At 63.3% G+C, this 25,204-nt stretch carries 24 protein-coding genes and 1 pseudogene; 18 read left to right on the forward strand and 7 right to left on the reverse strand.

The annotated features are described in order from the left end of the window. Window positions 1-190: 190 nt before the first annotated feature. From JG746_RS14545 to JG746_RS14560, 4 genes and pseudogenes are all read left to right on the forward strand, one after another. Window positions 191-1,336: a helix-turn-helix transcriptional regulator gene (locus JG746_RS14545; RefSeq protein ID WP_202358753.1), complete on the forward strand. Its 1,146-nt coding sequence runs from the start codon at window positions 191-193 to the stop codon at window positions 1,334-1,336. Window positions 1,337-1,576: 240 nt separating this feature from the next. Then, window positions 1,577-2,281, forward strand: coding sequence for an outer membrane protein (locus tag JG746_RS14550; protein WP_202358754.1), 705 nt, complete (start codon window positions 1,577-1,579; stop codon window positions 2,279-2,281). A 73-nt stretch (window positions 2,282-2,354) separates the two neighbouring features. Continuing rightward, on the forward strand, window positions 2,355-3,074 hold the full coding sequence (locus JG746_RS14555) for an outer membrane protein (RefSeq protein ID WP_202358755.1): 720 nt from the start codon (window positions 2,355-2,357) through the stop codon (window positions 3,072-3,074). 147 nt (window positions 3,075-3,221) lie between these two features. Continuing rightward, a pseudogene (locus JG746_RS14560) lies at window positions 3,222-3,636 on the forward strand (SPFH domain-containing protein); the annotation flags it as partial. 159 nt (window positions 3,637-3,795) lie between these two features. On the opposite strand, the gene JG746_RS14565 reads toward JG746_RS14560, so the two are convergent. Then, complete coding sequence (locus JG746_RS14565; protein WP_244730809.1) at window positions 3,796-4,734, reverse strand: LysR family transcriptional regulator; 939 nt, start codon at window positions 4,732-4,734, stop codon at window positions 3,796-3,798. Between the two features lie 88 nt (window positions 4,735-4,822). On the opposite strand from JG746_RS14565, the gene JG746_RS14570 reads away from it, so the two are divergent. The 6 genes from JG746_RS14570 (at window position 4,823) to JG746_RS14595 (ending at window position 10,548) form a co-directional block, all read left to right on the forward strand. Continuing rightward, complete coding sequence (locus JG746_RS14570; protein WP_202358756.1) at window positions 4,823-5,833, forward strand: zinc-dependent alcohol dehydrogenase family protein; 1,011 nt, start codon at window positions 4,823-4,825, stop codon at window positions 5,831-5,833. Between the two features lie 472 nt (window positions 5,834-6,305). Then, window positions 6,306-7,256 (forward strand): SH3 domain-containing protein, encoded by a 951-nt coding sequence (locus tag JG746_RS14575; RefSeq protein WP_202358757.1) that lies wholly within the window; start codon window positions 6,306-6,308, stop codon window positions 7,254-7,256. A 10-nt stretch (window positions 7,257-7,266) separates the two neighbouring features. After that, window positions 7,267-7,689, forward strand: coding sequence for a hypothetical protein (locus JG746_RS14580; RefSeq protein WP_202358758.1), 423 nt, complete (start codon window positions 7,267-7,269; stop codon window positions 7,687-7,689). Between the two features lie 17 nt (window positions 7,690-7,706). Then, window positions 7,707-8,465, forward strand: coding sequence for a hypothetical protein (locus JG746_RS14585; RefSeq protein WP_202358759.1), 759 nt, complete (start codon window positions 7,707-7,709; stop codon window positions 8,463-8,465). 404 nt (window positions 8,466-8,869) lie between these two features. Next, complete coding sequence (locus tag JG746_RS14590) at window positions 8,870-9,295, forward strand: hypothetical protein (RefSeq protein WP_202358760.1); 426 nt, start codon at window positions 8,870-8,872, stop codon at window positions 9,293-9,295. 5 nt (window positions 9,296-9,300) lie between these two features. After that, entirely contained in the window at window positions 9,301-10,548 is a 1,248-nt protein-coding gene (locus tag JG746_RS14595) for a hypothetical protein (RefSeq protein ID WP_202358761.1), read from the forward strand. Window positions 10,549-10,705: 157 nt separating this feature from the next. Here the strand turns inward: JG746_RS14595 and JG746_RS14600 are convergent, their stop codons facing one another. From JG746_RS14600 to JG746_RS14610, 3 genes are read right to left on the reverse strand one after another with little or no spacing between them, the layout of a single operon-like run. After that, window positions 10,706-13,003, reverse strand: coding sequence for a xanthine dehydrogenase family protein molybdopterin-binding subunit (locus tag JG746_RS14600; RefSeq protein ID WP_202358762.1), 2,298 nt, complete (start codon window positions 13,001-13,003; stop codon window positions 10,706-10,708). Next, window positions 13,000-13,983: an FAD binding domain-containing protein gene (locus JG746_RS14605; protein WP_202358763.1), complete on the reverse strand. Its 984-nt coding sequence runs from the start codon at window positions 13,981-13,983 to the stop codon at window positions 13,000-13,002. The genes JG746_RS14600 and JG746_RS14605 overlap by 4 nt, the downstream gene beginning before the upstream one ends. Continuing rightward, window positions 13,980-14,453: a (2Fe-2S)-binding protein gene (locus tag JG746_RS14610; protein ID WP_202358764.1), complete on the reverse strand. Its 474-nt coding sequence runs from the start codon at window positions 14,451-14,453 to the stop codon at window positions 13,980-13,982. Before JG746_RS14610 ends, JG746_RS14605 begins: the two co-directional genes overlap by 4 nt. Window positions 14,454-14,822: 369 nt before the next feature. On the opposite strand from JG746_RS14610, the gene JG746_RS14615 reads away from it, so the two are divergent. The 6 genes from JG746_RS14615 to JG746_RS14640 all read left to right on the forward strand — a co-directional run bounded on the left by JG746_RS14615 (window position 14,823) and on the right by JG746_RS14640 (window position 21,327). Continuing rightward, complete coding sequence (locus JG746_RS14615; protein WP_202358765.1) at window positions 14,823-15,443, forward strand: SbtR family transcriptional regulator; 621 nt, start codon at window positions 14,823-14,825, stop codon at window positions 15,441-15,443. A 121-nt stretch (window positions 15,444-15,564) separates the two neighbouring features. Then, window positions 15,565-16,308 (forward strand): DeoR/GlpR family DNA-binding transcription regulator, encoded by a 744-nt coding sequence (locus JG746_RS14620; RefSeq protein WP_202358766.1) that lies wholly within the window; start codon window positions 15,565-15,567, stop codon window positions 16,306-16,308. 113 nt (window positions 16,309-16,421) lie between these two features. Beyond that, complete coding sequence (locus JG746_RS14625; RefSeq protein ID WP_202358767.1) at window positions 16,422-17,993, forward strand: sugar ABC transporter ATP-binding protein; 1,572 nt, start codon at window positions 16,422-16,424, stop codon at window positions 17,991-17,993. Beyond that, entirely contained in the window at window positions 17,990-18,976 is a 987-nt protein-coding gene (locus tag JG746_RS14630; protein WP_202358768.1) for an ABC transporter permease, read from the forward strand. Before JG746_RS14625 ends, JG746_RS14630 begins: the two co-directional genes overlap by 4 nt. 77 nt (window positions 18,977-19,053) lie before the next feature. After that, window positions 19,054-20,205 carry a substrate-binding domain-containing protein gene (locus JG746_RS14635; RefSeq protein WP_202358769.1) on the forward strand — a complete coding sequence of 384 codons (1,152 nt, stop codon included), beginning with the start codon at window positions 19,054-19,056 and terminating at the stop codon, window positions 20,203-20,205. 123 nt (window positions 20,206-20,328) lie between these two features. Then, entirely contained in the window at window positions 20,329-21,327 is a 999-nt protein-coding gene (locus tag JG746_RS14640) for a bestrophin family protein (protein ID WP_202358770.1), read from the forward strand. 19 nt (window positions 21,328-21,346) lie between these two features. Here the strand turns inward: JG746_RS14640 and JG746_RS14645 are convergent, their stop codons facing one another. Then, window positions 21,347-21,619, reverse strand: a complete 273-nt coding sequence (locus tag JG746_RS14645; RefSeq protein WP_202358771.1) for a hypothetical protein — start codon at window positions 21,617-21,619, stop codon at window positions 21,347-21,349. A 196-nt stretch (window positions 21,620-21,815) separates the two neighbouring features. Here JG746_RS14645 and JG746_RS14650 point away from each other — a divergent pair, with 196 nt between their 5' ends. Further along, window positions 21,816-23,054, forward strand: coding sequence for a hypothetical protein (locus tag JG746_RS14650; RefSeq protein WP_244730811.1), 1,239 nt, complete (start codon window positions 21,816-21,818; stop codon window positions 23,052-23,054). Further along, window positions 23,047-23,805, forward strand: a complete 759-nt coding sequence (locus JG746_RS14655) for an ATP-binding cassette domain-containing protein (RefSeq protein WP_202358772.1) — start codon at window positions 23,047-23,049, stop codon at window positions 23,803-23,805. Before JG746_RS14650 ends, JG746_RS14655 begins: the two co-directional genes overlap by 8 nt. A 29-nt stretch (window positions 23,806-23,834) precedes the next feature. Here the strand turns inward: JG746_RS14655 and JG746_RS14660 are convergent, their stop codons facing one another. Together JG746_RS14660 and JG746_RS14665 are read right to left on the reverse strand one after the other, a co-directional pair. Beyond that, complete coding sequence (locus tag JG746_RS14660) at window positions 23,835-24,839, reverse strand: zinc-dependent alcohol dehydrogenase family protein (RefSeq protein ID WP_202358773.1); 1,005 nt, start codon at window positions 24,837-24,839, stop codon at window positions 23,835-23,837. A gap of 47 nt (window positions 24,840-24,886) precedes the next feature. Beyond that, complete coding sequence (locus JG746_RS14665; protein ID WP_202358774.1) at window positions 24,887-25,165, reverse strand: hypothetical protein; 279 nt, start codon at window positions 25,163-25,165, stop codon at window positions 24,887-24,889. Window positions 25,166-25,204 lie beyond the last annotated feature (39 nt).

Consider the following 25,204-nt stretch of genomic DNA (forward strand, 5'->3'; position numbering starts at 1 on the left):
TCAACGGATCGAGTTGAACCCTTAGTCGAGCTCAACCACGCTTGGCGTCACCCGAAAGTATGACGCCAGCAAAATCGTCCAGGTGGGATTGGCGTCCTTGCGCCGACCCCGCCGCTCAAAATTGCTGGTTTCATCTCGTGCCCGCCATCCCTCATGCGAGAGGCGGGCATGCCGGGATGTAGGAGAAACGGTGGAAAGGCTTAGCAGCGAAGTCCTTCTTTCGATTGTCGGCGATATCTATGATTGCGTGCTGAACCCCGACGGGTGGACCGGGGTGATGATCCGCATCACCGAAACCATGGACGCGGCCTATACCACCATCGCGCTTGCCAGCACCGCCGGCAATCATGGCCGCTTCGCGGCCCAATCGCCCTGGAATCCCGAGCAGATGCGCGTGCTCCAGGAGGATTATGACTTCGACGCGATTCCCGGGCTGAAGGCCGCGGTCGTCGGCGATATCGACACGCCTGTCGCGACACTGTCCCATATGAGCGAAGCCGACCTGCAGCGGACGCCGTTTTTTCAGAATTGGGCCAAACCGCAGGGATTGCGTGAAGGCTGCATCACCAAATTCGTTCATACACCGGACCGTATCGGGCTCATGGGTTGCACCACGCGGGCGAGCAGGGAGGTGATTTCGGCCGAGGAGCAGCGGTTCCTGGCATTGCTGTCGCCGCATCTGCGCCGTGCCTCGCTGATCGGCGATCTGCTCGATCAGGCCCGCGTGGCCGCCAATCTTTATCGCGCGGCGCTCGACCATCTGGCCGTCCCTGTCGTTCTGACCGGCGCCAACGGCGCGATCCTCCATGCCAATGGAGCCGCCGAGCTGATGCTCTCGGGGCATGGTCCGATACTTTCCAGGAACGGCGTGCTCCAGACGGAGAACCCCGCGGTCGCCCGCGCCCTGCTGGAAGCGATCGCCGGCGCCGCGGACGCGGACGGCTCGCTTGGGTCACGCGGCATCGGCCTGCCGATTTCGGCCCCGGGTCAGCCGCCCGCCGTCGCCTATGTGCTGCCATTGACCGAGGGCACAGCGCGCGCGGCTTTCCGGCCCGCCTGTGCCGCTGTCTTCGTCTCGACCACGACATCCTCTTCGCCACTGCCGGAGGCCGTTCTGACCACGCTGTTCGATCTCACGCCGGCGGAGGCGCGGGTTCTGCTGCGCATCGGCAGCGGCTTGCCGGCGTCCAGAAGCGCCTTGTCGCTCGGCATCGGCGAGAACACGCTGAAGACCCACCTCAACCGCATCTTCGCCAAGACCGGCACGCGCCGCCAGGCCGATCTGGTCAAACTCATTTCGGATATTGGCACGCCCGTTGCGGCTCCTGGATCATAGTGCGGGCCGGCTGAGGTTGCCAATCTCCGCCTTGCCGGGGAATCGGCAGCTTGCTGACGCGCCGATTGGCTGCGGCTGATCGGCCACAGCGCTCGGGAAAGTGCAGCGGCGCGTTCCAGGACAATTCCAGTGCGGCCCAGCCCAAGACGCGGCCGGCGGACAATGCAACACCGGGTGCTCGATCGCCGCGGAGCATTTTTCGCGGCGGGGAACCACAACCCCTGGGGCGGCAGACAAACAATGAAAACGATCCTACTCGCTACGGCCTTCATCCTCGCGCCGATCGGCATGGCGTGCGCGGCTGATATCAATGAGGTTTCGCCCGTTTCCGGCTACGACTGGTCCGGCCTCTATGCCGGCGTCGACATCGGTTACATGGCCGGAAAATCCAATTTCTTCGTCGCCGGCGGCGGCTTCGGTGGGGCCTCGGACCTTAACCTTCCCCTCGATCCAGACGGTTTTATTGGCGGCATTCATATCGGCGCCAATTACCAGATGGAGAACCGTTTCGTGATCGGCGCCGAGGCTGACATTGCCTACAGCAATGCCGACGCGATAACGCCCCTCGATGCTAGTGGCGGTGGTTTCAGCACATTGCTTAAGAGCGAACTTAAGTGGTCGGGCGCGGCGCGGCTGCGAGCGGGCTACGCTTTCGATCGGACTTTGCCCTACATCGCTGCCGGCGTGGCCGCGGCAAAGTATGAAGTGACTGCGATTGGCAGCAGCGGCGCCATCCAAATACCATTCCATGATGAGACCCATGTCGGCTGGACCGTTGGCGCCGGCATCGAGCACGCCTTCACCGACCGGTGGATCGCGCGGGCCGAATATCGCTACTCCGACTTCGGCAGCAAGGACCTCTCGATAGCAGCCGGTCTGCTCACGGAAACGCATGTCGATCTGCGGACGCACGATGTGCGGGTCGGCCTCAGCTACAAGTTCTGAGCCGCCAGGCCGAACACCCCCGCGCGCCTTTGCCGCGCGGGGAAACGCAATATTTCGGAACAGCAGACAAACGATGAAAACCATTCTTCTCGCAACGGCCCTAATCCTTGCACCGATCGGCATGGCTTGCGCGGCGGATACCAATGAAGTCTTGCCGGTTGCCGCCACCTATAACTGGTCCGGCGCCTATATTGGCGCGCAAGCCGGATACGCTTGGGGCGATGCAAGGGTCGGGCAGACCTTCGCCCCGGGCAGCTTCGACGACTACGGCTGGGCTTACAGTCCGTCTGGCGGGTTTGGCGGCCTGTATGCCGGCTTCAACCATCAGTTCGAGGGCGGGCTGGTTCTTGGCGTCGAGGGTGACTACAGCTTCGCAAGGGTGAAGGACACCACGCTGTATCGAGCCCTCGGCGTCGATGATCCTGCCTTTGGCGGCGTGCTGAAGCTGGATTCCGTCGGATCCGTTCGCCTGCGGGCCGGCTACGCGATGGATCGGTGGCTGCCGTTTGTTGCCGCAGGCCTGGCGGTGGGGTCCTACAAGCACGCCACGGTGGATCTTCCCAGCGGCGTTGCCTATGCCGACGCCAAGGGTACGATAGCGGGCTATACGCTGGGCGCCGGCGCGGAATATGCGGTCACCGACAATTGGCTGGTCCGCGGCGAATACCGGTTTGCCGATTTCGGCCGCCACACCTCCGTGCGCCACTCGACTTTCGATGGGGCTCCCTTCAATTCGGATGCCATCGAGCTGACGACGCACGATATCCGCATCGGCATCGCCTATAAATTCTGACCGCCGAAGCCGCGGATTTCCTCCTCGAGAGGGAAGGTTGCGTGCCTGGCCACGTCTGCAAATCGCTGACGTCGGCTGCCCATTGGACTTCGCCAAAGCACCACATCCTGGCTTCGCCGGTGTCCGTCATCGGCTATGTCGCGCCAGCTGCGCTCGGTGCTCGGCAAGCACGAGCTCGACGAGATGCTGGCCGAGCGCGACAAGCTCAACAGCGATATCCAGGAGATACTCGACCAGCGCACCGATGCCTGGGGCATCAAGGTTTCCAATGTCGAGATCAAGCATGTCGACCTGAACGAAAGCATGATCCGCGCCATCGCCAAGCAGGCCGGAGGCCGAGCGGCTGCGGCGCGCCAAGGTGATCAACGCCGATGGCGAACAGCAGGCGGCGGCGAAACTGGTCGAGGCGGGCCGCATGCTGGCGGCCGAACCGCAGGCCATGCAGCTGCGCCATTTCGAAGCCCTGCACGACATCGCCGGCGAGCGCTCGTCGACGGTGGTGTTCCCGCTGCCGGTGGATCTGCTCAGCCAGTTCATGAAGGGGCAGGGGAAGAGTGCGTAATCTCCCCCCTCGAGGGGGAGATGGCCGGCAGGCCAGAGGGGGTCGTCTCGCGTGGAGCGCCGGCCTCTTCTGTCGGCGATAAGAGGTCGCGTCAGGACGTGCCGACCCCCTCTGTCGCATTCGGCGACATCTCCCCCTCAAGGGGGGAGATCAGCACCTTCACACCCGCCAGGGCGGCTCCGGCGCGAAGCGCTTGCTGATCCAGTCGGCGAAGGCGCGGGTCTTGGCGGCTTGTCCCTTGGCCGAGGGCACGACGACATAGACCGCGCCTTCGTCGGCCAGCGTCCACTCCTCCAGGACAGGCACCAGCCGTCCGTCGGCGAGTTCGCGGCCGATCAGCCAGTCGGTGCTCATCATCAGGCCGAGGCCCTGCACGGCGGCCTCGACCAGCACCTCGGCATCGTCGCTGACCAACGGCCCGGAAACCTCGACGCGCGCGCGCCGGCCCTCGCGGTCGGTCATCTCCCAGACCGGAAAGGTCTGGAAGCCGCTGAAGCCGAGGCAGGAATGTTCGAGCAGCGCCTGCGGTGTCCGCGGCCTGCCTCTTCGGGCGAGATAGGCGGGGGCGGCGCACAGCAGCCGGCGCCGCGTCGCCACCTTGCGCGCCACCAGGCGCGAATCCTCCAGCGCGCCGAGCCGCACGGCGACGTCGAAATTCTCGGAGACCAGATCGGCAAAGCGGTTCGAGAATTCGGCTTCGATGCGGATATCGGGAAATTCGGCAAGGAATTGCGGCAGCAGCGGTCCGATCCACATGCGCCCGAACGTGCCAGGCAGCGCCAGCCGGAGCAGGCCGCGCGGGCCGCCGCCGGCATGCGCCGACGCGGCGGCCTCGGCCTCGTCGACGGAGGCGAGGATGGCGCGCACGCGCAGCAGGAATTCGGCGCCCGCCTCGGTCAGCGACACGCTGCGTGTCGTGCGATGCAGCAGCCTGACCCCCAGCCGCTCCTCCAGCGATTGCAGGCGCCGCGACAGGATGGTCGCGTCGCGCCCGACACGCGCCGCCGCCCTGGTGAAGGAGCGCGCTTCGGCGATGGCCGCGAAGGCCGCCATTTCGGCAAGCGCCGCCGGTTCGTGGGATTGCTGCGTGTTTCGCATTACTCAAATTCAAAATGGAGCGATTATCCAGGAATAGCGCAGCAGATAGGTTCACTCAACCATCAATCATCCAACCGGAGTGAAAACCATGAAAGCCATCGAACTGAGCCAACCCAGGCTCGACGCCTTCCGCGCCGCCACTGTCGCCACCCCCGAACCGCAGCGCGGCGAGGTGCTGATCCGCCAGCGTGCGGCAAGCCTCAATTTCGTCGATGTCGCGGTGGCGAGCGGCAATTATCCCGGCCCCAGCTTTCCGCTCATCCCCGTCGCCGACAGCGCCGGCGAGATCGTCGCGCTGGGCGAGGGCGTTACGAATTTAAGCAACGGCGATCGCGTCGTCGCCCATGCCAAGCCGCGCTGGATCGGCGGCCCGCCGCGGCCCTATGAGATGACGCAGATGCGCGGCATCTCGCTGCCGGGATCGCTGGCCGAATATGTCGCGCTGCCGGCCAATTCGATCGTGCCGGTCCCGGCGCATCTGTCCTTCGAGGCGGCGTCGACATTGCCGATCGCCGGCACCACCGCATGGAACGCCATCCGCGCCGCCAATATCGGGCCGGGTTCGGTGGTCGTGCTGCTCGGCACCGGCGGCGTCTCGATCGTCACCCTGCAACTGGCGAAAGCCGCCGGCGCCACCGTCATCATCACCTCGTCGTCGGACGAGAAGCTGGAGCGGGCCAAGGCGCTGGGCGCCGATCATCTCATCAACTACCGCGCGACACCGGACTGGGACGGCAAGGTGCTGGAACTGACCGGCGGGCTCGGCGCCGACCTCGTCGTCGAGACCGGCGGCACCGCCACCTTCGCGCGCGCCATCAACGCCACCGCGCCCGGCGGCACGCTGTTCACCATCGGCTTCGTCACCGGCGCCGAGGCCACGGTCAACCTGCTGCCGATCATCATCAAGGCGCTGAAGGTGATCGGCAACAACACCGGGTCGGTGTCCGACCTTCGCGATGCCGCCCGCGCCATCGGCGCTGCCGGGATCGAGCCGGTCGTCGACAAGGTGTTTTCACCTGACGAGGCGGCCGAAGCCTACACCCACATGGCCGCCGGCGGCCTGCATTTCGGCAAGCTCGTGTTCGGGTTGGAGTGGTAGGACTGGGGTAGGCTAGGCGGTGAAGCGGCTATCTCCCTCCTTGTGGGGGAGATCGCCGGCAGGACAAGAGGAAGCGGGCTTCCAGGGCCTCCAAGGCAGGATTCTCAAGAAAAAATTACCAGAACGGCTGGAAATAGGACTCGATTCCAGTTGAGTAGAGTAGTATTGTAGAAGTTGGGCGAGAACAAAAATAAAACGATTGGGGAGCATCGTCACTCAGTTCGCTGATGATTTTGCGAACGTCTGCCATCGCGGTGGCCAGGCAGATGACGCTTACCGAATCCAAGCCCGTCAGACATGACTGATCGCGAAAGCGTCGACGCCTGATTGAATCGAGGCGAGCGCTTGTTATTCGTGACTGTATTCGATGCGTATTCGGGGCAATCCGATGCGGACGCATCGATCTTTCGGATGAAATTACTTTGGAGTTCCGTACAATAGACTGAAAATTCAGATTGGCGGTGGGGAAAGAATGGCCAATATGCTGGATGACACGACAGCGGAGGATGGTTCTCTCCCCGCTGCCGATGGCGGGGTCGGCGACGACGAAACTGGCGCGATGGAGGCTGAGCCGCCGGCGCCGCCGCTGCCGCCAAGCCTGACGCCGATTGCGACAGGCGATGTCTATGTGACGATCGCGCGCGACGGCCTCAACCTGCGAGCCGGTCCTGGCACGGAGTTCGCGGTTGTCGGCGTTCTTCAACTGGGGACACGTGTCCACCTTCTGAAGCGGGAAGGGTTCTGGGGGCAGGTGGACCAGAACGGCTACGGCGCCGCGGATGGTCATGTGTTGCTGTCCTATCTTCGACCGGAGCAGGCGGATGGAAGCCTCCCGCAGCCGGCGCAACCATCATCGCCGTCAGGCAGCTTCGTCACTCTGGACAAGGCCCTCCTGCAGACCATCATGGACCGCTGTGGCGGCGTTCATATCCGCTCGCAGCTCAATCTGGATGTCGTCGCCGACGCGCTCAATCGCGCGATGCTGCTGGCCGATGCCGGTACGCGCCTGCGGGAAATCGCGTTCCTGTCGCAGGCCGTCATCGAGACCGATTATTTCCGGACGTTCGAAGAATATGGCAGGGGGCACGGAATGCCATACGGACGCTATTACGGCCGCGGCATGCATCAGCTTACCTGGGAAGCAACCTACGTCTCATGCAGCCGCGCGGTTTTCGGCGACGACCGCCTCGTGACCAATCCGGACCTGATCATCAAGGACATCGGCACGAACATACAGGCGACCGCCTGGTACTGGAGGGACTACAAGCCATTCAATGCCTTGGCCGATGCCAGGAATATCGATGAGATCATCAGGCGCCTCTATGGCGGAACGATCACCAGCAGCAAGCCGAAGGTGAGGAAGTCCGTCATTCTGCGGCGCAGTTTCTATACGACGATCAAGTCGATCCTCGACAGCCAGTAGCCCGACGAAAATGACGCATCTTCTGTCGCGACAATTGATCTTAACGAGCCTGTCATTGGCATTGATGGCCGTCGTTCACGGCCGAGCGTTGGCTGACGATACGGCTGACGCCTCCAGGGTGTTGGCCGACGTCAACTGGGCCTGGTCGGATCACGGGCCCTGTAGCAATGTTCTGCTTTGCGCGACCTATCTTGGTGATTTTTCCATCAAACTTCACCTCGATGGGACGATTACCCCGGTTTTGCACGTACAAAGACTGACCACATCAGCTCACGACTGCATTCAGCGCGCCTTAGAGGCCTTGGCGCACGGAGATAAGCCGCTGGCGGTCTCATGGGTGGTCGCTACGCAGTTGCAAAACCAGGACGAAATGGACTGGCTGGGGACGCGTTCGAATCTGGTTGTGTCGACCTTGAATCATTTTGATCACTAGGAAAGTGGAGGGGGACCGTGGCAGAGCCGATACCGGATAATGGGGCCGCAGTGGTGGACCTGAACGCGCTGGCCGCGGACAAGCAGGTCGCCGCGCGGATTCTTGCCGCATACCAGAGGATGCTGCTTTGGCTGTTCCTGACGACGATCGCCGTGATCGCCGCGATCGTCGTCGCGGCGGTCCTGACCATGAAGGCACAAGGCGGAGCCGGCTACGCACCGGGCATTTTCCCGGTCGTGGTGCTGTCCGGCTGCCTGGGCTCCTTCTTCAGCGCGCTGATCCGCCTCTACCAGTTCGACGATCTGCCAAAGGCGTTGGTCAGCCCCGTGTTGCAGGACCTGCCCAAATTCTATCTGTTCATCTATTCGCTCGTTCCGGCCGTTGTCGGCGCGATCGCCGCGGCGGTCCTCTATCTGGTCTTCGCCAGCAAACTGCTGACCGTCTCTGATCTAATACCCGTGTTCTCGTGCAAGATCGGAGCCAACAAGTGCAACGAATTCACGGACCTGACGAGCAACTTCGGGCCGACGACCATGGAAGACTACGCCAAGGCCTTGATCTGGGGTTTTATTGCCGGGTTTGCCGAACGGCTTGTGCCGGACACGCTCCAGCGCTTCGCCAATGCGATGGAGACAGGCGAAACCGTCAAGACGTCAAACGCCGACAATCCGGACAACGATCCGGCGGTCGTGAACGACAATGTCGCGCCGCCCGCTCCGGCTGTCGGGAACGGCGCCGCACCGGCCGACAAGGCCAAGGGACAACCTGTCGGCTGAGTGCTGTCCGGCACCGCTGAAGGCGCCGGACGGAAACCGCTCCGTAAATTGCCGGCGCTGCCATAGATCAGCTTCTCCAGTGATCGGCAAATCCCGCACCCGTTTGCGTGGAAGACCGCGTTGGCAATCGCGGGTGTCACGGCGAGCGATCGGATTTCAAATCGTCACGCTTCTCAGATGTGCCAACATCGAAACTGAAGTGGCTTTGCTCCGCTCTCGAAGCTCTGCGCTGGCCATTTGTGTTGGACCTTGGTCAGATAACGTCACAACACGATTGGTGACAGCCTGGGTATGCAAGCAATAATAGGTTTATCTTGCGTAAAATTGGTTTGTTGTATAACTTACTTTGTGGGAAAATATGACTTCGATTAAGATAAGCGTCTTGATCGATTTGGGGGGTAGTTATGGGGAAAGCTGCGTCGGTACGAATCGCTTCGGCAACGAAAGCCGCATCCGCGCGTAGGAAAAAAGCAGACAGCGATAACGACTTATTGCTTTTTAAGTTTGCACACTACAAAACACATTCTTTAAGACTTGAAAGAATAATTCAAAAGACAATCACGGCTAGGGAAATCTATCGTAGGCTTCTATCTGTTTTGGGCGTCGACTTCATTGATCTTCAGGCTCCGCCTTCACAGTATCTGAAGGGCGACGATCCGGTGAAAGTGCTGCGAGCCTTCGCGGCGCAACTCAACCATAGTTCGGAGTTCAAAAACGACCTGCTTGATCTCGCGCCGGGCGATCTTTCAGCAGCGACAAAGATGCAAGATATCGGAGGAGCGATCGTCCGCTGGTACCGAACCCATGGCTGGGAGGTTCAAAAGGAGTGATCGCGATGCCGGCAAAGTCCATCCTTCTAGGTAGCACAGCGTTGTTTTTCATCTCGATGTCGGCCTCCGCAGCCACACGCGACGAATTGATCAATCGCTATCACGTTGATCCAAATGCCAAGAGAATTGGTGGCGAGGTGCTCAACGTGATACGAGCGCACGACGCCGACCCTGTTCTCAAGAAATATGATGTAAACAACGACGCGATCCTTGAGCCGTCCGAATTGAAGAAAGCTTCGGCCGATTTGAATTCGAAATATTCTCGCCCGCCTTGGGAGAAAAAGCTCAAGCCCGACGATGACACGGAATTATTTGTAAAAGGCGCAGAGGCCCAGCAAGCAGATACCGGCATCCCAATCGAAGCTATTCTAGAGAAGGACAAGCCGAAGCCAGTTACAGTTTGTGGTGACGACAAGCAGCTTTTCATCCGTCGTGATAAGCTTGACAATTATATGTTCAATCTTGCATCCGTTGCCAAAGCTCAAGGCGCATCAATAGGCTATCTGTCTGATGCACAGAACGGCCATTCAACATTTTCCGTTGATGGAACAATAAGCTACGCGTGGCGCAAACCATGCCTTTCGCGCCCAGCAGGTGAGACAGTAGGTCAGCCCTACATCTCTGCTTACGCTATCGCACCCTGGATTAGTGCACACGGCACTCGCTCGACAAACGGGGCGAAAGAGCAGAGCGATATGAGGTTCGGCACCCAGCTGCAAGTCGAGCTATTCGATGGCCCTTTGTTCAACACTCAATACTTTGACGTATCACCATACTATCAGACTGATTTTCGAGGTGAGGCCAGTGCATACGGTGTTGAGGCCAGTTGGACGCCATACTGGCTTGAGGCCAATCTCGGCGGCAACTCAAGACGGTTCTCTGACATTTTCGATTGGTACTGGCAGTTTACCGCGGAGGCCGACTACCTCAACGTCCAGGACGTTGGTCGCACGGCTCTGGAGGCCGAAGACTATGCGTGGCTTGGATTTACCGCCAAGATTCAGGTTTTTCCGTTTTCGGATACTGATTGGGCGCCGGACTTCATCCGCGATAGGATCCACGCAACGGGGACCGCCAAATATTATTGGGATGCGATCTCCGGCAGAGATATCCACGATCTGATAGCCGAAGTCGCTTACAACCTAGATGATACCGGAGCTACTTCATTGGCTGTGGATTATGAGAAGGGAACACGAAAAGAAACCCTTCAGGACGTCGACCAGGTCGCGCTGAAACTAAACTACAAATATTAGCATAACTAAAGCGCGTCGTGTTGAAACGGGTTCATACGACGCGCCTTAGGTGCTTGTTTTTATGCCTGTCGTTCTTCCAAAACCGAGATCCCTTTTGGGCGACTGCGTTAGGCGACGCTGCAGCGGCTACCCCAATCCCCGCCGCACCGGGTAGTTTCTAGATCAACTTCTCCAGTGTGATCGGCAGATCCCGCACCCTCTTTCCCGTCGCGTGGAACACCGCGTTGGCGATCGCGGGGGCGACACCGACTATGCCAAGTTCACCCACACCCTTGCCGCCGAGCGCCGAGGAATGCGGATCGGGAATGCCGACCGAGATCACCTCGATGTCCGGGATGTCGGCGTTGGTCGGCACGAGATAGTCGGCGAGGTTGTTGTTGACGATGCGGCCATGGCGGCGGTCCATGATGCCTTCCTCCAGCAGCGCCTGGCCGATGCCCATGATGATGCCGCCCTTCCACTGGCTTTCGGCGAGCTTCGGGTTGTAGAGCCGGCCGGAATCCAGCGCCGATACGACGCGCGACACGCGCACAGTGCCGAAATCCTCATCGACCCGCACCTCGACGAAATGCGCGCACCAGGAGTGGCGCGAATAGTCGCCCTCGGTGTGCGGCACCGCCATGGCGATAGTGGTGTAGTTCTTGTAGCGGTCCTCGGCCGTCGAATTGGCCGGCATGGTGTCGCCGGTGGCTTCGATGCGGTCGCGGCCGACGTTCTTGAGCAGTTCGGCGATCGAGACATCGGGGCCGTCGCCGCGCGGCGAGCCGATGCGGCCATTGGCGACGACCAACGTGTTGGCCTGCAGCGCGTGGAAGGGTGAACGCGGGTCGTTGATCGCCAAGCCCACGAGTTGGTCGAGCGCCGACGTCGCGGCCTTGTAGACCGCACCCGTCATCACGCCGGCCAGCCGCGAGCCGCCACTGACGCCGGCGCGGGCAAAGCGGGAATCGCCAAGCTTCACCACCACGTCGTCGGCCGGCACGCCGACCGTCTCGGCGGCGGTCTGCGCCAGGATGGTGTAGGTGCCCTGGCCCATGTCGATCGAGGAGCTTTCGACCTCGACCGAACCGTCGGCGAGGATGCGCACGACAGCCTCGCCATAGGCGCGCCGCACCGGATAGGTGCCGGCCGCCACGCCCCAGCCGATCAGCTGGTTGCCATCGCGCATCGAGCGCGGTTCTGGCGAACGCCTGGACCAGCCGAAGCGCCCGGCGCCCGCGGCAAAAGCCTCGCGCAACTGCCTGGTCGACCAGGCTTTTTTGGCGTGCGGATCCTGTTCGGCATAGTTGCGCAGCCGGATCTCCAGCGGATCGATGCCGACCTCGTAGGCGAGCTCGTCGATGGCGCTTTCGATGCCGAAGGCCGACGGGTTTTCGCCCGGCGCGCGCATGGCGCCCGGCACTACCGAGTTCACCCGCACGACATTCTGCTTCGACGAGAAATTCGGCGTCGCGTACATGATCGAGGTGACCGAACCCAACGGCTCGACCCACATGCCGTCGATCGAGGTTTCATTGACGCCGCGATGCACGATCGACTGGATCACGCCGTCACGGTCGGCGCCGATCGTCACCGTCTGGCGCGTCGCGGCCCGGCCGCCATAGCCTGTGAAAGTCTGCTGGCGCGTCATCACCAGCTTCACCGGCCGGCCCAGCATTTTGGCGGCACTCGCGGCCACCGCGCCGTGGCTGAGCGCTAGCGCCTTGGAGCCGAAGCCGCCGCCGACATAGGGCGAGACCAGCCGCACATTCTCGAACGGCACTTCGAACCATTCGGCATAGGTGCGGGCCATGCCGTCGAGCCACTGGCTCGGTTCCCAGACGGTCAGATGATCGCCTTCCCAGCGCGCGACCAGCCCATGCGGCTCCATCGGCGCCTGGTATTCGCGCGGCGTGTTGTAGGCAGCGCAGATGCGCACCGGCGCGGCGGCGAAAGCGGCCGGCGCATCGCCCCATTCCTTGGTCATGGCGTCGATCGGAATGCCGTCGCCGGCCTTGCCGTCGCTGAGATCGACGATGGCAGGCGTTTCGTCATAGCTGACCTTGACCAGCGCCGCCGCGGCCACCGCCTGCTCGAAGGTCTCGGCCACGACAGCCGCGATATGCTGGCCGGAGAAGGTGATGTCGCGGGCCAGCGGGCAATAGGGCTTGTCGGGCGGCGGCGTGCCAAGCCAGTCCGATGCGGTTTTGAGGCTGATGATGGTGTCAGGGGTGAGCACTTGCAGCACGCCGGGCGCTGCCTGAGCTTTCGTGGCATCGATCGCGCGCACCTTGCCTGACGCGATCGTGCTTTCGACCAGCACGGCATAGGCGAGGCCTTCGAGCTGCTGCTCGACGGCGTATTTCGCCGCACCCGTTATCTTGGCCGGGCCGTCGACGCGCGACAGCCGGCCGCCGAGGGCTTGCGCCAGCGCGCCGTCGGAGGCGTCACCATGTCTGATGTTGTGAACGGTCATGCCGTCTCTCCCAATTTGAGGATGGCCCTGGCGACGACGCGCGGCGCGAGCTCGATCTTGTAGTGGTTGGCGCCATGGTCGACGGCGCCTTCGACGGCGAGCAGCCTGGCGGCGCGGACGGTTTCCGACTCCAGCACCTTGCCCCTCAAAGCCTCTTCGACGGCCCGCGCACGCCACGGTTTGGTGGCGATGCCGCCGAGCGCGACACGCAGGTCGCGGATGGTGCGGCCATCGGCCTCGAATTCGATGCCGACCGCCGCACTTGCCGCCGCGAATTCATAGGACTGCCGGTCGCGGATCTTCAGATAGGTCGAACGGCGGGCGGCGGCGGAGCCGGGGATTTCGATGGCGGTTATCATCTCGCCCGGTTCGATGGCGTGTTCCCTGTCCGGCGTGGTGCCGGGCAGCAGGAAGAAGTCGTCGACCAGAAGCTTGCGTTCGCCGAGATGAACGACAGCGTCGAAGGCGACCAAAGCGGTGGCGAGGTCGCCGGGATACATGGCGATGCAGGCCTCGCTGGTGCCGAGCACGGCGTGTCCCCTGGTGACGCCGCCGATCGCCGAACAGCCGCTGCCCGGCTCACGCTTGTTGCAGGCCGAGAAATTCGCGGGGTCGCGGAAATAGGGGCAGCGCGTGCGCTGCATCAGATTGCCGCCGATGGTCGCCATGTTGCGGATCTGGGCGGATGCCGCCTGCCAGAGCGCTTCCGAGATGGCGGGGAAGCGGCTCTTGATGTCGGCGTGGTCGGCGACATGGCTCATTCTGGCGAGCGCGCCGATGGTGGCGCCTTGCTCGTTCACGTCGATCCGGTCGAGCCCTTCGAGATGGGTGATGTCGACCAGCGTCTCAGGCTCGGCGACGCCGCATTTGGCGAGGTCGATCAGCGTGGTGCCGCCGGCGAGCAGCATGGCGCCGGGCAGCGCGGCCGCCTGGCGTGCGGCGTCGGTCGAAGTGGCGCGCAGATAGGAAAAGTCCCTCATGATGCGAACTCCTGGGCCGCCTGGCGCACGGCGGCGACAATGTGCGGATAGGCGCCGCAGCGGCAGAGATTGCCGGCCATGTATTCGCGGATTTCCTCATCCGAGCCGGCATGGCCTTCGCGGATGCAGGCGACCGCCGACATGATCTGGCCTGATGTGCAATAGCCGCACTGGAAGGCGTCCTGCTCGAGGAACGCAGCCTGCACGGGATGCAGTTCACCCTCCCGTGCAAGCCCCTCTATGGTGGTGATGGTGCGGCCTTCGGCTTGCGCGGCAAGCGTCAGGCACGCCAGCACTCGCTCGCCGTCCATGTGCACGGTGCAGGCGCCGCACTGGCCATGGTCGCAGCCTTTCTTGGTGCCGGTCAGGCCGAGCCGCTCGCGCAAGGCATCGAGTAGCGTGACGCGCGGTTCGAGCTGCAACTCGTGACGCTGGCCGTTGATATCGAGATGGACGGGGATTTTGGTCATGGGCGTCTGGCTCCAGTTGCTTGACGCTGATGGGAAGAGGTGGCGAGGCGATGGCTAATCTCCCCCCTTGAGGGGGAGATGCCCGGCAGGGCAGAGGGGGTTGGTTCGACTGGATGCGACCTCCTGCGGCGGATGGAGGTTGGCGCTCTACGCGCGACGACCCCCTCTGGCCTGCCGGCCATCTCCCCCTCGAGGGGGGAGACAACGCGCTTCGCGGCCTTCGCCAGTCTCCAGTGACCTTGCAGGTTCGAATTGCGTGACATACGGGGTTCCCTGCCTATATGATGAAAGCACTCCACTTAAACGGAGGCGCCTCCGTTTATTACGTGGGGGCTGGCCCGGTCGGGTTCAAGGCCCCATATTTCGTCCGTGGAGAAAAAATTGGCCGCAGCCAACATTGCCGAACAGAAGGCCGCAGAGGAAAAACCGCTGCGCGCCGACGCGCAGCGCAACCGCGACCGGCTGGTCGAGGTGGCGGCGGTCGTGTTCGCCGAGCGCGGCATCGGTGCCTCGCTGGAGGATATCGCGCGCCGCGCCGGCGTCGGCATCGGCACGCTCTACCGGCATTTCCCGACGCGCGAGCATCTGGTCGAGGTGGTCTACCGCCGCGAGGTCGAGGTGCTGTGCGCGGCCGCCGGCGAGCTAGCCCAAAAACATCCCTCCGATATCGCCCTGGAGGAATGGATGCGGCGCTTCGTCGACTACATCGCCACCAAGCGCGGCCTGGCGACCAGCCTGCGCATCCTGCTCACCACCAATTCGACACTGTTTTCCGACACGTCGGGCAGGGTGTCGCAGGCCCTGCGGCAACTGGTCGAGGCGGCGGTGGCAGACGGCACCATCCGCGGCGATGTCGACGCTTCCGACGTGCTGCATGCGCTCGGCGGCATCTATTCCGCGCCCGATACGCCGGAGTGGCGCGACCGCTCGCGGCGACTGGTCAAGCTGTTGATGGACGGTTTGCGGTTCGGGGCGGGGAAATCCGCCTAAGCGAAATTTTGTAACCAGCGCATCCATTAGCCATGGCAGGGCGAATCCGCATCCAGCGCTTGCATCCGAATGCGAGCGGTTGTTAACATCCTCACATTTCAGGGATGCACAGGCCCAACGCATGACAGCTCGAAAGGCGCAAAGGACGGCACGGCTGATCGATCTGTTGTCGCAGCGGCGGGTCATCCATCTCAGCGAGGCGGCAGCGCTGCTTGGCGTCTCGGAGATGACGGTACGGCGCGACATCGCCACCAACCAGGGACAGATCGCCTATCTCGGCGGGCACATATTGGCGGCGGCCGAGATCGAGGTCGACATTCCCTACGAGCTGGCGACCGCAGCCGACAGCCATGCGGCGGCCAAGCGCGAAGCCTGCGCGCACGCGGTGCGCAAGATACGGCCCGACGAGACGATCTTCATCGACTGCGGCACGACGCTGATCCATCTGATCGATCTCATCCCCGACAATTATCAAATAACGGCAATATGTTATGCCATGAATGTCGCGGAGCGCCTGAGCCGCAAACCCAACGTCACGATCATCATGCTGGGCGGCGTCTATCATCCGGCCTCGGCGTCTTTCTCGGGCACGCATGATTTCGACATTTTGAACAGCGTCGGCATCAACGCCGCCTTCCTGTCGGCCGCCGGCGTCGATGCCAAGCGCGGCGCCACCTGCGAGCATTTCCACGAGGCGGTGGTGAAGCAGAAGGTGATGAGCCTGGCGCGCGAAAATTATCTGGTCATCGACTCCAGCAAGATCGGCAAGCTCAAGCGCGCCTTCTTCTCGGCGATGGATGGTTTCGACGCGGTGATCACCGAGCATGGCGAGGTCGGGCCGGATTCATTCCGGCCGTCGGCCTGACTCCGTTTGACATTTCCCCAACGTGATGGAAAAGTCACAAAAAAAGTAAGAGAAGTCTCAAAAGAGAACCGACAAGGGTAGGGGACGCGTCAACGGGAGGAAGTGCGGGCGTCATGATCGAACCGGGTTCGACTGCGCTGGTTTCCGGGACCCCCTTGCTGCGCGTCGAAGGCGTCAGGAAGCGGTTCGGCGGCGTCAATGCGCTACGCGGCGTCAGTCTCGAAATCCTGTCCGGTGAAGTGCATGCGCTGCTTGGCGAAAACGGCGCCGGCAAGTCGACGCTGATCAAGATACTCAGCGGTGTGCACGAGCACGATGGTGGCTCGATCGAGATCGACGGCAAGCCTGTTTCGTTTTCTTCGCCCGCGCAATCGCGCGATGCCGGCGTGGCGGTCGTCTATCAGGATCTGAGCCTGGTCGAGTCGCTCTCGGTCGCCGACAATCTGCTTCTGGGGCGAGAGCCGAAGACGCGGCTAGGCTTCCTGAAAAAGCGCCAGCTGGTGGCGCAAGCCGAAGCCTTCCTCAAATCGCAGAACATCCCGCTCGATGCCCGCGCCATGGTCGGGTCGCTGCCCTTCGCCTATCGCCAGATGACCGAGATCGCCAAGGCGCTGATGGGCGATGTGCGCCTGCTCATTCTGGACGAACCGACCTCGGCGCTGACCGACGATGAGGAAAAAATCCTGTTCGAGGCGATCCGGGCGGTCGCGGCACGTGGCGTCGGGGTGATCTACGTCACCCATCGCCTCAACGAAGTGTTCCGCATCTCGAACCGGGTGACCGTGTTCCGCGACGGGCAGAACGCCGGCACTTTCGTCACGGCGCAAACCAATATGCGGCAATTGGTCGGCGCGATCGTCGGGCCGGATCACGCTGTGCTGAAAGCAGATGGCGCTGCATCTGGGCAAGGCATGGCGCCATCAGCCGTTTCCTCTGAAAAGCCCGTGCTCGAATTGAAAGGCGTCAGCAATGACCGGCTCGACGGGGCCAGTCTCGAATTGCGCGCCGGCGAAATCCACGGCCTTGCCGGCCTTATCGGCAGCGGACGCACCGAGATCCTGCAGACCATCTTCGGCCTGCGGCCCGTCCAGTCGGGCGAGGCCACGCTGGACGGCGTCTCGTTGAAAGACACCGATCCGGCGGCGGCGATACGGCGAGGAATCGCGCTGGTGCCGGAGGACCGGCACGTCCAGGGCCTTGTCCTCGAACATTCGATCGAGCGCAATCTGACCTTGCCGCGCCTGCCTTATTTTTCGCGCCTTGGCTGGCTGCAGCGGCGGCCGGCGAGCGAACACGCCAACGCCGCGATGCGCAGGCTGGCCGTGAAGGCGCCAGGCGCGTCGACCACGGTGAAGAACCTGTCGGGCGGTAACCAGCAGAAGGTGGTGTTCGGCAAGTGGAACGAGCCGCGGCCGCGCGTGCTTTTGCTCGACGAGCCGACGGTCGGTGTCGATGTCGGCGCGCGCGAGGAGATTTACGGTGTCATTCGCGCCGCGGCAACGGCCGGAAGCGGGGTTCTGCTGGTGTCGTCGGATCTCTCCGAACTGTTGCAGCTCTGCGACCGCATTTCCATCGTCGTCGATGGCCGCATCACCCGGACGATCGCGCGGCCGGACTTCGGCAGCGCCGAGGACCTGCATCACCTCATTCAGATTTCGCAGCCATCGGAAGAGCACGCGGCATGACCGATACGCAAAACCCGGCAAAAGCCGCCGCCAGCCAGCCGAGCGGACGCTCGGCCCTGCGGCATCTGCTCCAGGGCGAGCGCCCCTACATGCTCTACGTCGCCTTCGTCGTCATGCTGATCGTCTTCAGCTTGGCGTCGCCCTGGTTCCTGTCGATCGACAATTTTCTCAACATCGGCCGGCAGACGACGCTGGTCTCGATCATCGCTGTCGGCATGACATTCGTCATCATCTCCCGGCAGATCGACCTGTCGGTCGCCTCGACGCTGGCGCTTTCGGGCATGAGCGCATCGCTGGCCATGGCTTTCGTCGCCAACAGCTGGGTCGTCGGTGCCGTGGCGGGGCTGGGCACCGGGGCGCTGATCGGGCTGCTCAACGGTGTCTTGACCACGCGTCTGGAAATCCCTTCTTTCCTGGTGACGTTGGGGACGCTGAGCGGCGCGCGCGGACTGGCGCTGATGGTCACCAACACCAAGCCGGTCATCATCACCAACGAGCATTATTTCGCGATCTTCGGCGAAGGCTCGGTGCTCGGCATCCCGGCGCCGATCCTGTGGACGCTCGGCGTCACCACATCAGGCATATTGCTGCTGCATTACAGCGTCTATGGGCGCCGGGTCTACGCTGCCGGCGGCAATCCGACGGCCGCGCTCTATTCCGGCGTCCATATCAAGCAGGTCACGACGCTCGCCTTCGTGCTGACCGGGACGCTCGCGGGCCTCGCATCGCTGATCCTGTCGGCGCGCTCGCACGCGGCGCGGCCCGACGTGGTGCAAGGCATGGAGCTCGACGTCATCGCCTCCGTCATCCTCGGCGGCTGCAGCCTGTTCGGCGGCCGCGGCTTCGTGCTCGGCACGCTGCTCGGCAGCCTGATCATCGGCACGCTCAACAACGGGCTGGTGCTGCTCGGCGTGAGCTCGTCACTGCAACTCGTCATCAAGGGAGCAATCATCGTCGCCGCGGTCGCGTTCACGAGGAGGTAAGGCGCGCATCCACGGACATCAGCAGAAACCGCCGGCTCCAAACGGCAAACAGACGTCAGAAATCAACGGAGGAAGTCATGAAACAATCGGCAAGAATCCTGTTCAGCACATTGAGCCTCGCCGCCAGCGCCTTCGCGCTGTCGACGTCGCTCGGTCTCGCGCAAACACCGGACACCTGCGTCACCGGCGTCGACATGGCCACGCTCGGCCCCAAGGGCATTGTCGGCCAGGGCCCGCATGGTGAAAAGGCGGCCTCGCCCGACGAGCTGAAACTGACCGACGAGGAAGCCGCCAAGGTCAAGGCCGGCAAGTTCAAGGTCGGCATTTCCATGCAGACGGTGAACCTCGACTGGTCGCAATTGCAGGTGCAAGGCATCAGCGAAACGCTGGCCAAATACGGCGTCACCGTCACCGGCGTGGCGTCGGCCGAGTATCAGGTCGACAAGCAGATCGCCGATATCGAGAACACCATCCAGCAGCACCCGGACGGCATCATTTCCATCCCCGTCGATTTCACCGCGACGGCGCCGACCTACAAGAAGGTGGGTGAAGCCGGCATCAAGCTGGTGTTCATGGACTCTATTCCGGTCGGCCTTGAATCGCCCAAGGATTTTGCCTCGATGATCTCGGCCGACAGCCAGGGCAACGGCCAGATCGCTGCGACGATCCTGGCCTCCTGCATGCCCAAGGGCGGCACGATCGGGCTGGTGAATTTCGGCGTCGACTATTTCAGCACCAATGAGCGCACCAAGGGCGTCAGCGAGTGGATGAAGAAGAACCGTCCCGACATCATCATGAAGCAGGTCGACTTCACCGATCCCTCGAAAGTCTCGCAGATCGCCGGCGACTTCCTCACCGGCAATCCCGATGTGAAAGGCCTGTTCGCCGTTTGGGACCAGCCGGCGCTCGACACGCTGTCGTCGATGCGCGCGCAAGGCATCGACATTCCGATCGCCACCGTCGATCTCGGCCTGCAGTCGGCGATCGAAATCGCCAAGGGCGGTCCGCTCAAGGCGACCGGCTCGCAGCGCCCTTATGACCAGGGCGTCGCCGAGGCGCTGGCGATGATGAAGGCGCTGATCGGCCAACCCACGCCCGCCTGGGTCGGCGTGCAGTCGCTGCCGGTGGTGCAGTCCAACGTGCTGGAATCCTTCAAGACCGTCTTCCACAAGGATCCGCCGGCCGAACTGGTCGACGCCTGCAACAGCGCCAAGCCGAAGTGCAATTGAGGTAGCGGCATGGGCGCGGGAGAGATCCCGCGCCCACCAGCCAAAACGGCCATTCATCCCGAGCGCGCGGCATGCTAGGCGTCACAGCAGAGTAGCCTGATATCCACGTTTCGAGGGCATGCGATGTATGTAGGCCGTTCCTACAAACTGATCGATTTCGCGCTGTGGTCGCGGCGCAGCGTCATCTACATGGTGGTGGTGAGCGGACTGGCCGTCGCGGCCTATCGTCTTCCGGGTATCGCCGGTTTCTCCGTGCCATGGTCGGTCGTTCTGGTGCTCGGCACCACGGTATCGCTGGTGGCCGGCTTCAAGAATTCGCAGGTGTTCACGCGAAGCGGCGAGGCGCTGCTGGCCTTCACGCAAATCATCGCCAGCAGCCGGATGTGGTCGAATTTCTGCAGGGATTTCCTCGACGCGCCGACAGCCAGGCAGCTCATCTATCACCATATCGCCTGGATGACGGCACTGCGCTTTTCGCTGCGGCGGCCGATGCCTTGGGAATCCATGGGCAAGGCGGCCAATATCGAGTACCGGCGGCGCTACCACATCCGGGAGGACAAGGGCTCGCTTGCCGACGAATTGCGGCCGCTGCTGGCCGAACAGACCGGCAAGGTCCTGAAATCGCCGCAGCCGGCATTGGCCCTGCTCGAAATGCAATCGGTCCATGTCAACACGCTGTTCAAGGACGCCAAGCTTCCCCCTCAGATCTATGTCGAACTGACGAAGCTGATCCGCGATTTCCACGACCAGCAGGCGCGCTGCGACCGCATCAAGAACAATCCCTATCCGCGCCAATACGCCATCGTCAGTTCGATGTTCGTGATGGTCTTCTGCACGCTGCTGCCGTTCGGCGTGGTTCCGGTCTTCGCGGATATGGGCAAGCTTGGTGGCGTGCTCGCCACGTTCGGCATCTGGCTGACCGTCCCGTTCAGCACGCTGCTGGGCTGGGCCTACATGTCTCTCGACCAGGTCGGCGAGAGCAGCGCAAACCCGTTCGAAGGCAATGCCAACGACGTTCCGATCTCGCAGATCTGCCGCGACATCGAGATCGAACTGCGCGCGGGCCTCGGCGAGACCGACCTGCCGAAGCCCTTGCTGCCGGTCAACGATATCGCGACCTGAAGTGCCTGATCTGGCGCGGCTACGCTTTCGCCTCGACGAGGATCACCAGCGATTCCGGCACCACGCCATCATGCGCCATGGCGTCGGCGGCCGCCTTGCTCTGCATCAGCGCGGCCATCTTATCCATATCCGGCACGTCCATCATCACCGCCACCCGTTTCGGGTTCTGCGGATCGACGAAGGTGCGGATGTTGGTGATCCCCAGCGAGCCGAAAAGCTCCTTGCGCTTGGGTGAACCGAGCCAGTGCTTGCTGTCTTTCGTGATGTCGTGATGGCCAATGACTGTTGGCATGGCATCCTCCCCAGGGGTGACGCTGGCGGCCGATATCGCCCGCCATCCCGCGGTCCACCTGTGCAGGCCAGTGAGCGCCGTTTCGCATCGGCTGTCAATTAGCTGTTGCTGATGGATGGTCGAGAATCGCGACCAACCTCAGGCGACGATGCAGGACCATCTCCTCACGAAGAATGTGAATGCAAAGGGCTGAGCCGTGACGGCCCTACTGGCGGCACAATTGTCGCCGACCTATGTCGATGTCCAACCGGCTTGCGATCGCGAAGATGGAACAATGCGGCACGACAAGCTTGTCCTCACCCTGATTTGGCGCGAGCTCTCGGCCGGCTTGCGCTCGATGCGCCGCCGCGACCTTGCCTGGATCGTCGCTGGCGGCGGGGCGCTGCTCGCCTACGCCATCGCCGATATCGCCATCGCGCTGCAAGCAGCGGCGGCCACGCTGCGGCAGGCGCAGATGCTGTGGACGGTCGGCCTGCCGGGAGCACTTCTTTGCCTTGGCGGGTTCGCAGGCGGTGCGGTCGCAAGACTTTGCCTGTCGCGCGCCTTCGCGCCGTTCCTGAAAGCATTGCCGCTCTCGCTCGTCGAGCGCCGGCGCATGGCGGCGGTGGCGGCATGGGCGCTGGGCGTTCCCCTTGCCGTCATTGTCGCGGTGACCGTGGGCTTTGGCTGTTTCGTCATCGCCAAACCATTGGCGCCGGCCTGGGGGTTCGGTGCCGCGATGCTGTTCGGTGCCGGCTTCTGCCTGGCAGCCGCCTGGCGATTGCGGACCACTCACGATCTGGTCCACGCCGACAATACTCATGCGGTGAGCGATCGCGGCGGGCGCAAGCCTGGGCTCGGCGCCTTCGATCGTGCGACGCCGGCCTGGCTTTCAAGCTGGGCCTGGGGCCTGCCGGCTGGCCATGTGCGCCCGTTCTGGAGACTGGTGGGTGCGGCCATCTTCTTCGGTGTCGTCGCGGCCCTTTCCGCCGCGATGAGCTTCGTTCGCCATGATGGCGGGCCGGCGGCCATGGCCGGCCTGGCCGGCGGCCTTCTGGTTTTCATGCTGAGCGCGCGGTTCCATCCGCTCGGCTCGCCGGTGCTGCGCACGGCTCCACTCGGTTTCGTCAGGGCATGGCTGCGCCTGGCGCGTTTGCCCCTGCAATTGTCGCTGGCCTTCTTTCTCATGCCGGCGAGCGCTGCCCTGGCGGCGGAGCCTTCGGCCTGGGCGATGCCGCTCGCCAGCGGCTTCTGGCTGCTGGCGCTGAACGGCGCCTATGCGGTGTTTGCCGCCTATTTCATGACCGCGCCGTTCGTCGCCGCGCTGAGCTTCCTCAGCGCCATCGCCTACGCCAGCTACGAAACGCTCGAATATGGGCGCACGGTGCTGATCGGCTTTGGCGCCCTTGTGCTGTTTCTGTGGCATCAGGCGCAACGGAGATACCGCCATGGCTAGCAGCGTCGGACCGGCCGAGATACTCGCGGTTCGCGGGCTCAGCGCAGGCTATGGTGGCCGTGCGGTCATCAGCGGCATCGATCTGTCGCTCGGCCGGGGCGACATCCTTGGCCTGCTTGGCGCCAACGGTTCGGGCAAGTCCACCTTACTCAGGGCGATCACCGGCCAGATCCGGCCGCTCGGGGGGATCGTGGCGATCGACGGCGCCGACCTTGCCAGCGCACCGGAACGCGCCAAGTCCGGCTTCGGCCTTGCCATGGATCCATCCGACCTGCCGGCGGCGTTGAGCGGGCGGCAGTATCTCCAACTCGTCGCCTCTATCCGCGGCTGCGCCGAAGACGACTGGCCTGGCGTCAATGTCGCCGAACGGCTCGGGCTGAAGCGCTGGATCGAGCGGCCGATCGGCGAATACTCGCTGGGCACGCGGGCCAAGATCGCCATTGCGGCGGCCCTGCTCGGCGCGCCGCCGCTACTGATCCTCGACGAGTCCCTGAACGGCCTCGATCCGCTTGCCGCCTTCGAGGTGAAGCGCATCATCCTGGCCTTGGCTTCCAGCGGCCGCCATGCCGTCATCATCTCCACCCATGTCGTGGAGTCCGTGCCGGGCCTGTGCAACCGCGCCGTCCTCCTGGCCGACGGCCGCATGGCGCGCGCCTGGCAGGCCGGGCAACTGGCCGAGGCCGGCCGGATGTCCGGCGCCTTCGAAGCCGAAGTCATGCGGGCGCTGACGGTCCAGGCGGCCGATGGGTGAGGGCACGTTGCAGCCGTTACCCGCAGAGTTCAAACCTCCAGGCAAACCTTGCCGAAATGCTTTTGCGCCCCGTAGTGCGTGAAGGCGGCGGCGATGTCGCGCAGCGGGAAGCGGCGGTCGATGACCGGCTTGATGCCGTTGACCTCGATCGCGCGGATCATGTCCTGTTGGTCCGCCCGGCTGCCGATAGAAATGCCGCTGATGCGGATCTGGGTCGAGAACACGGCCGGGATCGAGACGTCAGCTGCAAAGCCGGTCAGCACGCCGATCAGGGCGATGTGGCCGCCTGTGCGGCAGGCGGTTATCGATTGCGCCAGCGTGGCGGGGCCGCCGACCTCGATCACGTGATCGACGCCGCGTCCGCCGGTCAGTTCCCTGACCTTGCGGCCCCAGTCCGGCACGGAATTGTAGTTGACGACGGCGTCGGCGCCGAGACGGCTCAGCCGCTCCAGCTTTTCCTCGTCGGACGAAGTGGCGATGACCCTGGCGCCGGCGGCCTTGGCGAATTGCAGCGCAAACAGCGATACGCTGCCGGTGCCAAGGACCAGCACCGTGTCGCCGGCCTTGACCTTGCCGGATACGACCAGGCCTCGCCAGGCGGTGACCCCGGTGCAGGTAAGCGCCGAGGCCTCGGCGTGCGTATAGCCCGCCGGGGCTTTGGTGAAGGCGTGAGCGGGCATGCAGACATATTCGCTGGCGAAGCCGTCGAAACTTTCTCCTGGAATGTCGCGCCTTGTGGCGGGCGTCATGTCGCCGTCCAGCCACCAGGGATAGAAGACGCTGACGACGCTGTCGCCGGGCTTGAGCGCATCGACATTGCCGCCGACAGCGATCACTTCACCGGCGCCGTCGGACAGCGGCACGCGGCCATCGGCCAGCGGCGTCTTGCCCTGCACGGCGAAATCATCGCGCATGTTCAACGAGCAGGCGCGGATCCTGACCAGGACGTCACCGGGTCCCGGCCGGGGCGGATCTTCCTCGACCAGGTCGAGCCTGTCCAAGCCACCCGGCGCCCTCAGCCTGACGAGCTTCATTGTCTTCTCCGAAATGTGGGGAGTGATGTGGTTAGGACGGCTTGGATCTATCGGAACGGCCGGCCTGAGATCACCCTCAGCCAGGGTGCGAGATGGAAGGCGCTCATCAGCAGGTACATGGCTGGCATCCCGGTTAAAGATGGGCCGGTGAGCGGCGACACACCCATGCACATCATGGATGCATCACTGCCCTGAAGGCAGGAGAGCAGCGCCATCACCGCAAAAGTCGGTGCTGCGGCGAGGCACAGCCAGTCGGCGATGCCAAGGGCGCGAGTTCCCGTATTGTCGGGGACGTTGCCGCCCACGCTTGTGTGGATGTCGCTCATGGTTCGTGTCCCTTGATGGCTGCGACCCGTCAGGACTTG

It is taken from the genome of Mesorhizobium sp. 113-3-3 (assembly GCF_016756495.1).
Taxonomy (GTDB): Bacteria; Pseudomonadota; Alphaproteobacteria; order Rhizobiales; family Rhizobiaceae; genus Mesorhizobium.

Excerpts from the sequence above, each read along its gene's own strand:
- JG746_RS14640 (WP_202358770.1), top strand. The coding sequence starts at position 20,329 with ATGTATGTAGGCCGTTCCTACAAACTGATCGATTTCGCGCTGTGGTCG.
- JG746_RS14645 (WP_202358771.1), bottom strand. The coding sequence starts at position 21,619 with ATGCCAACAGTCATTGGCCATCACGACATCACGAAAGACAGCAAGCAC.
- JG746_RS14660 (WP_202358773.1), bottom strand. The coding sequence starts at position 24,839 with ATGAAGCTCGTCAGGCTGAGGGCGCCGGGTGGCTTGGACAGGCTCGAC.
- JG746_RS14630 (WP_202358768.1), top strand. The coding sequence starts at position 17,990 with ATGACCGATACGCAAAACCCGGCAAAAGCCGCCGCCAGCCAGCCGAGC.
- JG746_RS14635 (WP_202358769.1), top strand. The coding sequence starts at position 19,054 with ATGAAACAATCGGCAAGAATCCTGTTCAGCACATTGAGCCTCGCCGCC.
- JG746_RS14595 (WP_202358761.1), top strand. The coding sequence starts at position 9,301 with ATGCCGGCAAAGTCCATCCTTCTAGGTAGCACAGCGTTGTTTTTCATC.
- JG746_RS14555 (WP_202358755.1), top strand. The coding sequence starts at position 2,355 with ATGAAAACCATTCTTCTCGCAACGGCCCTAATCCTTGCACCGATCGGC.
- JG746_RS14600 (WP_202358762.1), bottom strand. The coding sequence starts at position 13,003 with ATGACCGTTCACAACATCAGACATGGTGACGCCTCCGACGGCGCGCTG.
- JG746_RS14665 (WP_202358774.1), bottom strand. The coding sequence starts at position 25,165 with ATGAGCGACATCCACACAAGCGTGGGCGGCAACGTCCCCGACAATACG.
- JG746_RS14550 (WP_202358754.1), top strand. The coding sequence starts at position 1,577 with ATGAAAACGATCCTACTCGCTACGGCCTTCATCCTCGCGCCGATCGGC.
- JG746_RS14610 (WP_202358764.1), bottom strand. The coding sequence starts at position 14,453 with ATGACCAAAATCCCCGTCCATCTCGATATCAACGGCCAGCGTCACGAG.
- JG746_RS14605 (WP_202358763.1), bottom strand. The coding sequence starts at position 13,983 with ATGAGGGACTTTTCCTATCTGCGCGCCACTTCGACCGACGCCGCACGC.
- JG746_RS14570 (WP_202358756.1), top strand. The coding sequence starts at position 4,823 with ATGAAAGCCATCGAACTGAGCCAACCCAGGCTCGACGCCTTCCGCGCC.
- JG746_RS14580 (WP_202358758.1), top strand. The coding sequence starts at position 7,267 with ATGACGCATCTTCTGTCGCGACAATTGATCTTAACGAGCCTGTCATTG.
- JG746_RS14565 (WP_244730809.1), bottom strand. The coding sequence starts at position 4,734 with ATGCGAAACACGCAGCAATCCCACGAACCGGCGGCGCTTGCCGAAATG.
- JG746_RS14620 (WP_202358766.1), top strand. The coding sequence starts at position 15,565 with ATGACAGCTCGAAAGGCGCAAAGGACGGCACGGCTGATCGATCTGTTG.
- JG746_RS14625 (WP_202358767.1), top strand. The coding sequence starts at position 16,422 with ATGATCGAACCGGGTTCGACTGCGCTGGTTTCCGGGACCCCCTTGCTG.
- JG746_RS14575 (WP_202358757.1), top strand. The coding sequence starts at position 6,306 with ATGGCCAATATGCTGGATGACACGACAGCGGAGGATGGTTCTCTCCCC.
- JG746_RS14655 (WP_202358772.1), top strand. The coding sequence starts at position 23,047 with ATGGCTAGCAGCGTCGGACCGGCCGAGATACTCGCGGTTCGCGGGCTC.
- JG746_RS14590 (WP_202358760.1), top strand. The coding sequence starts at position 8,870 with ATGGGGAAAGCTGCGTCGGTACGAATCGCTTCGGCAACGAAAGCCGCA.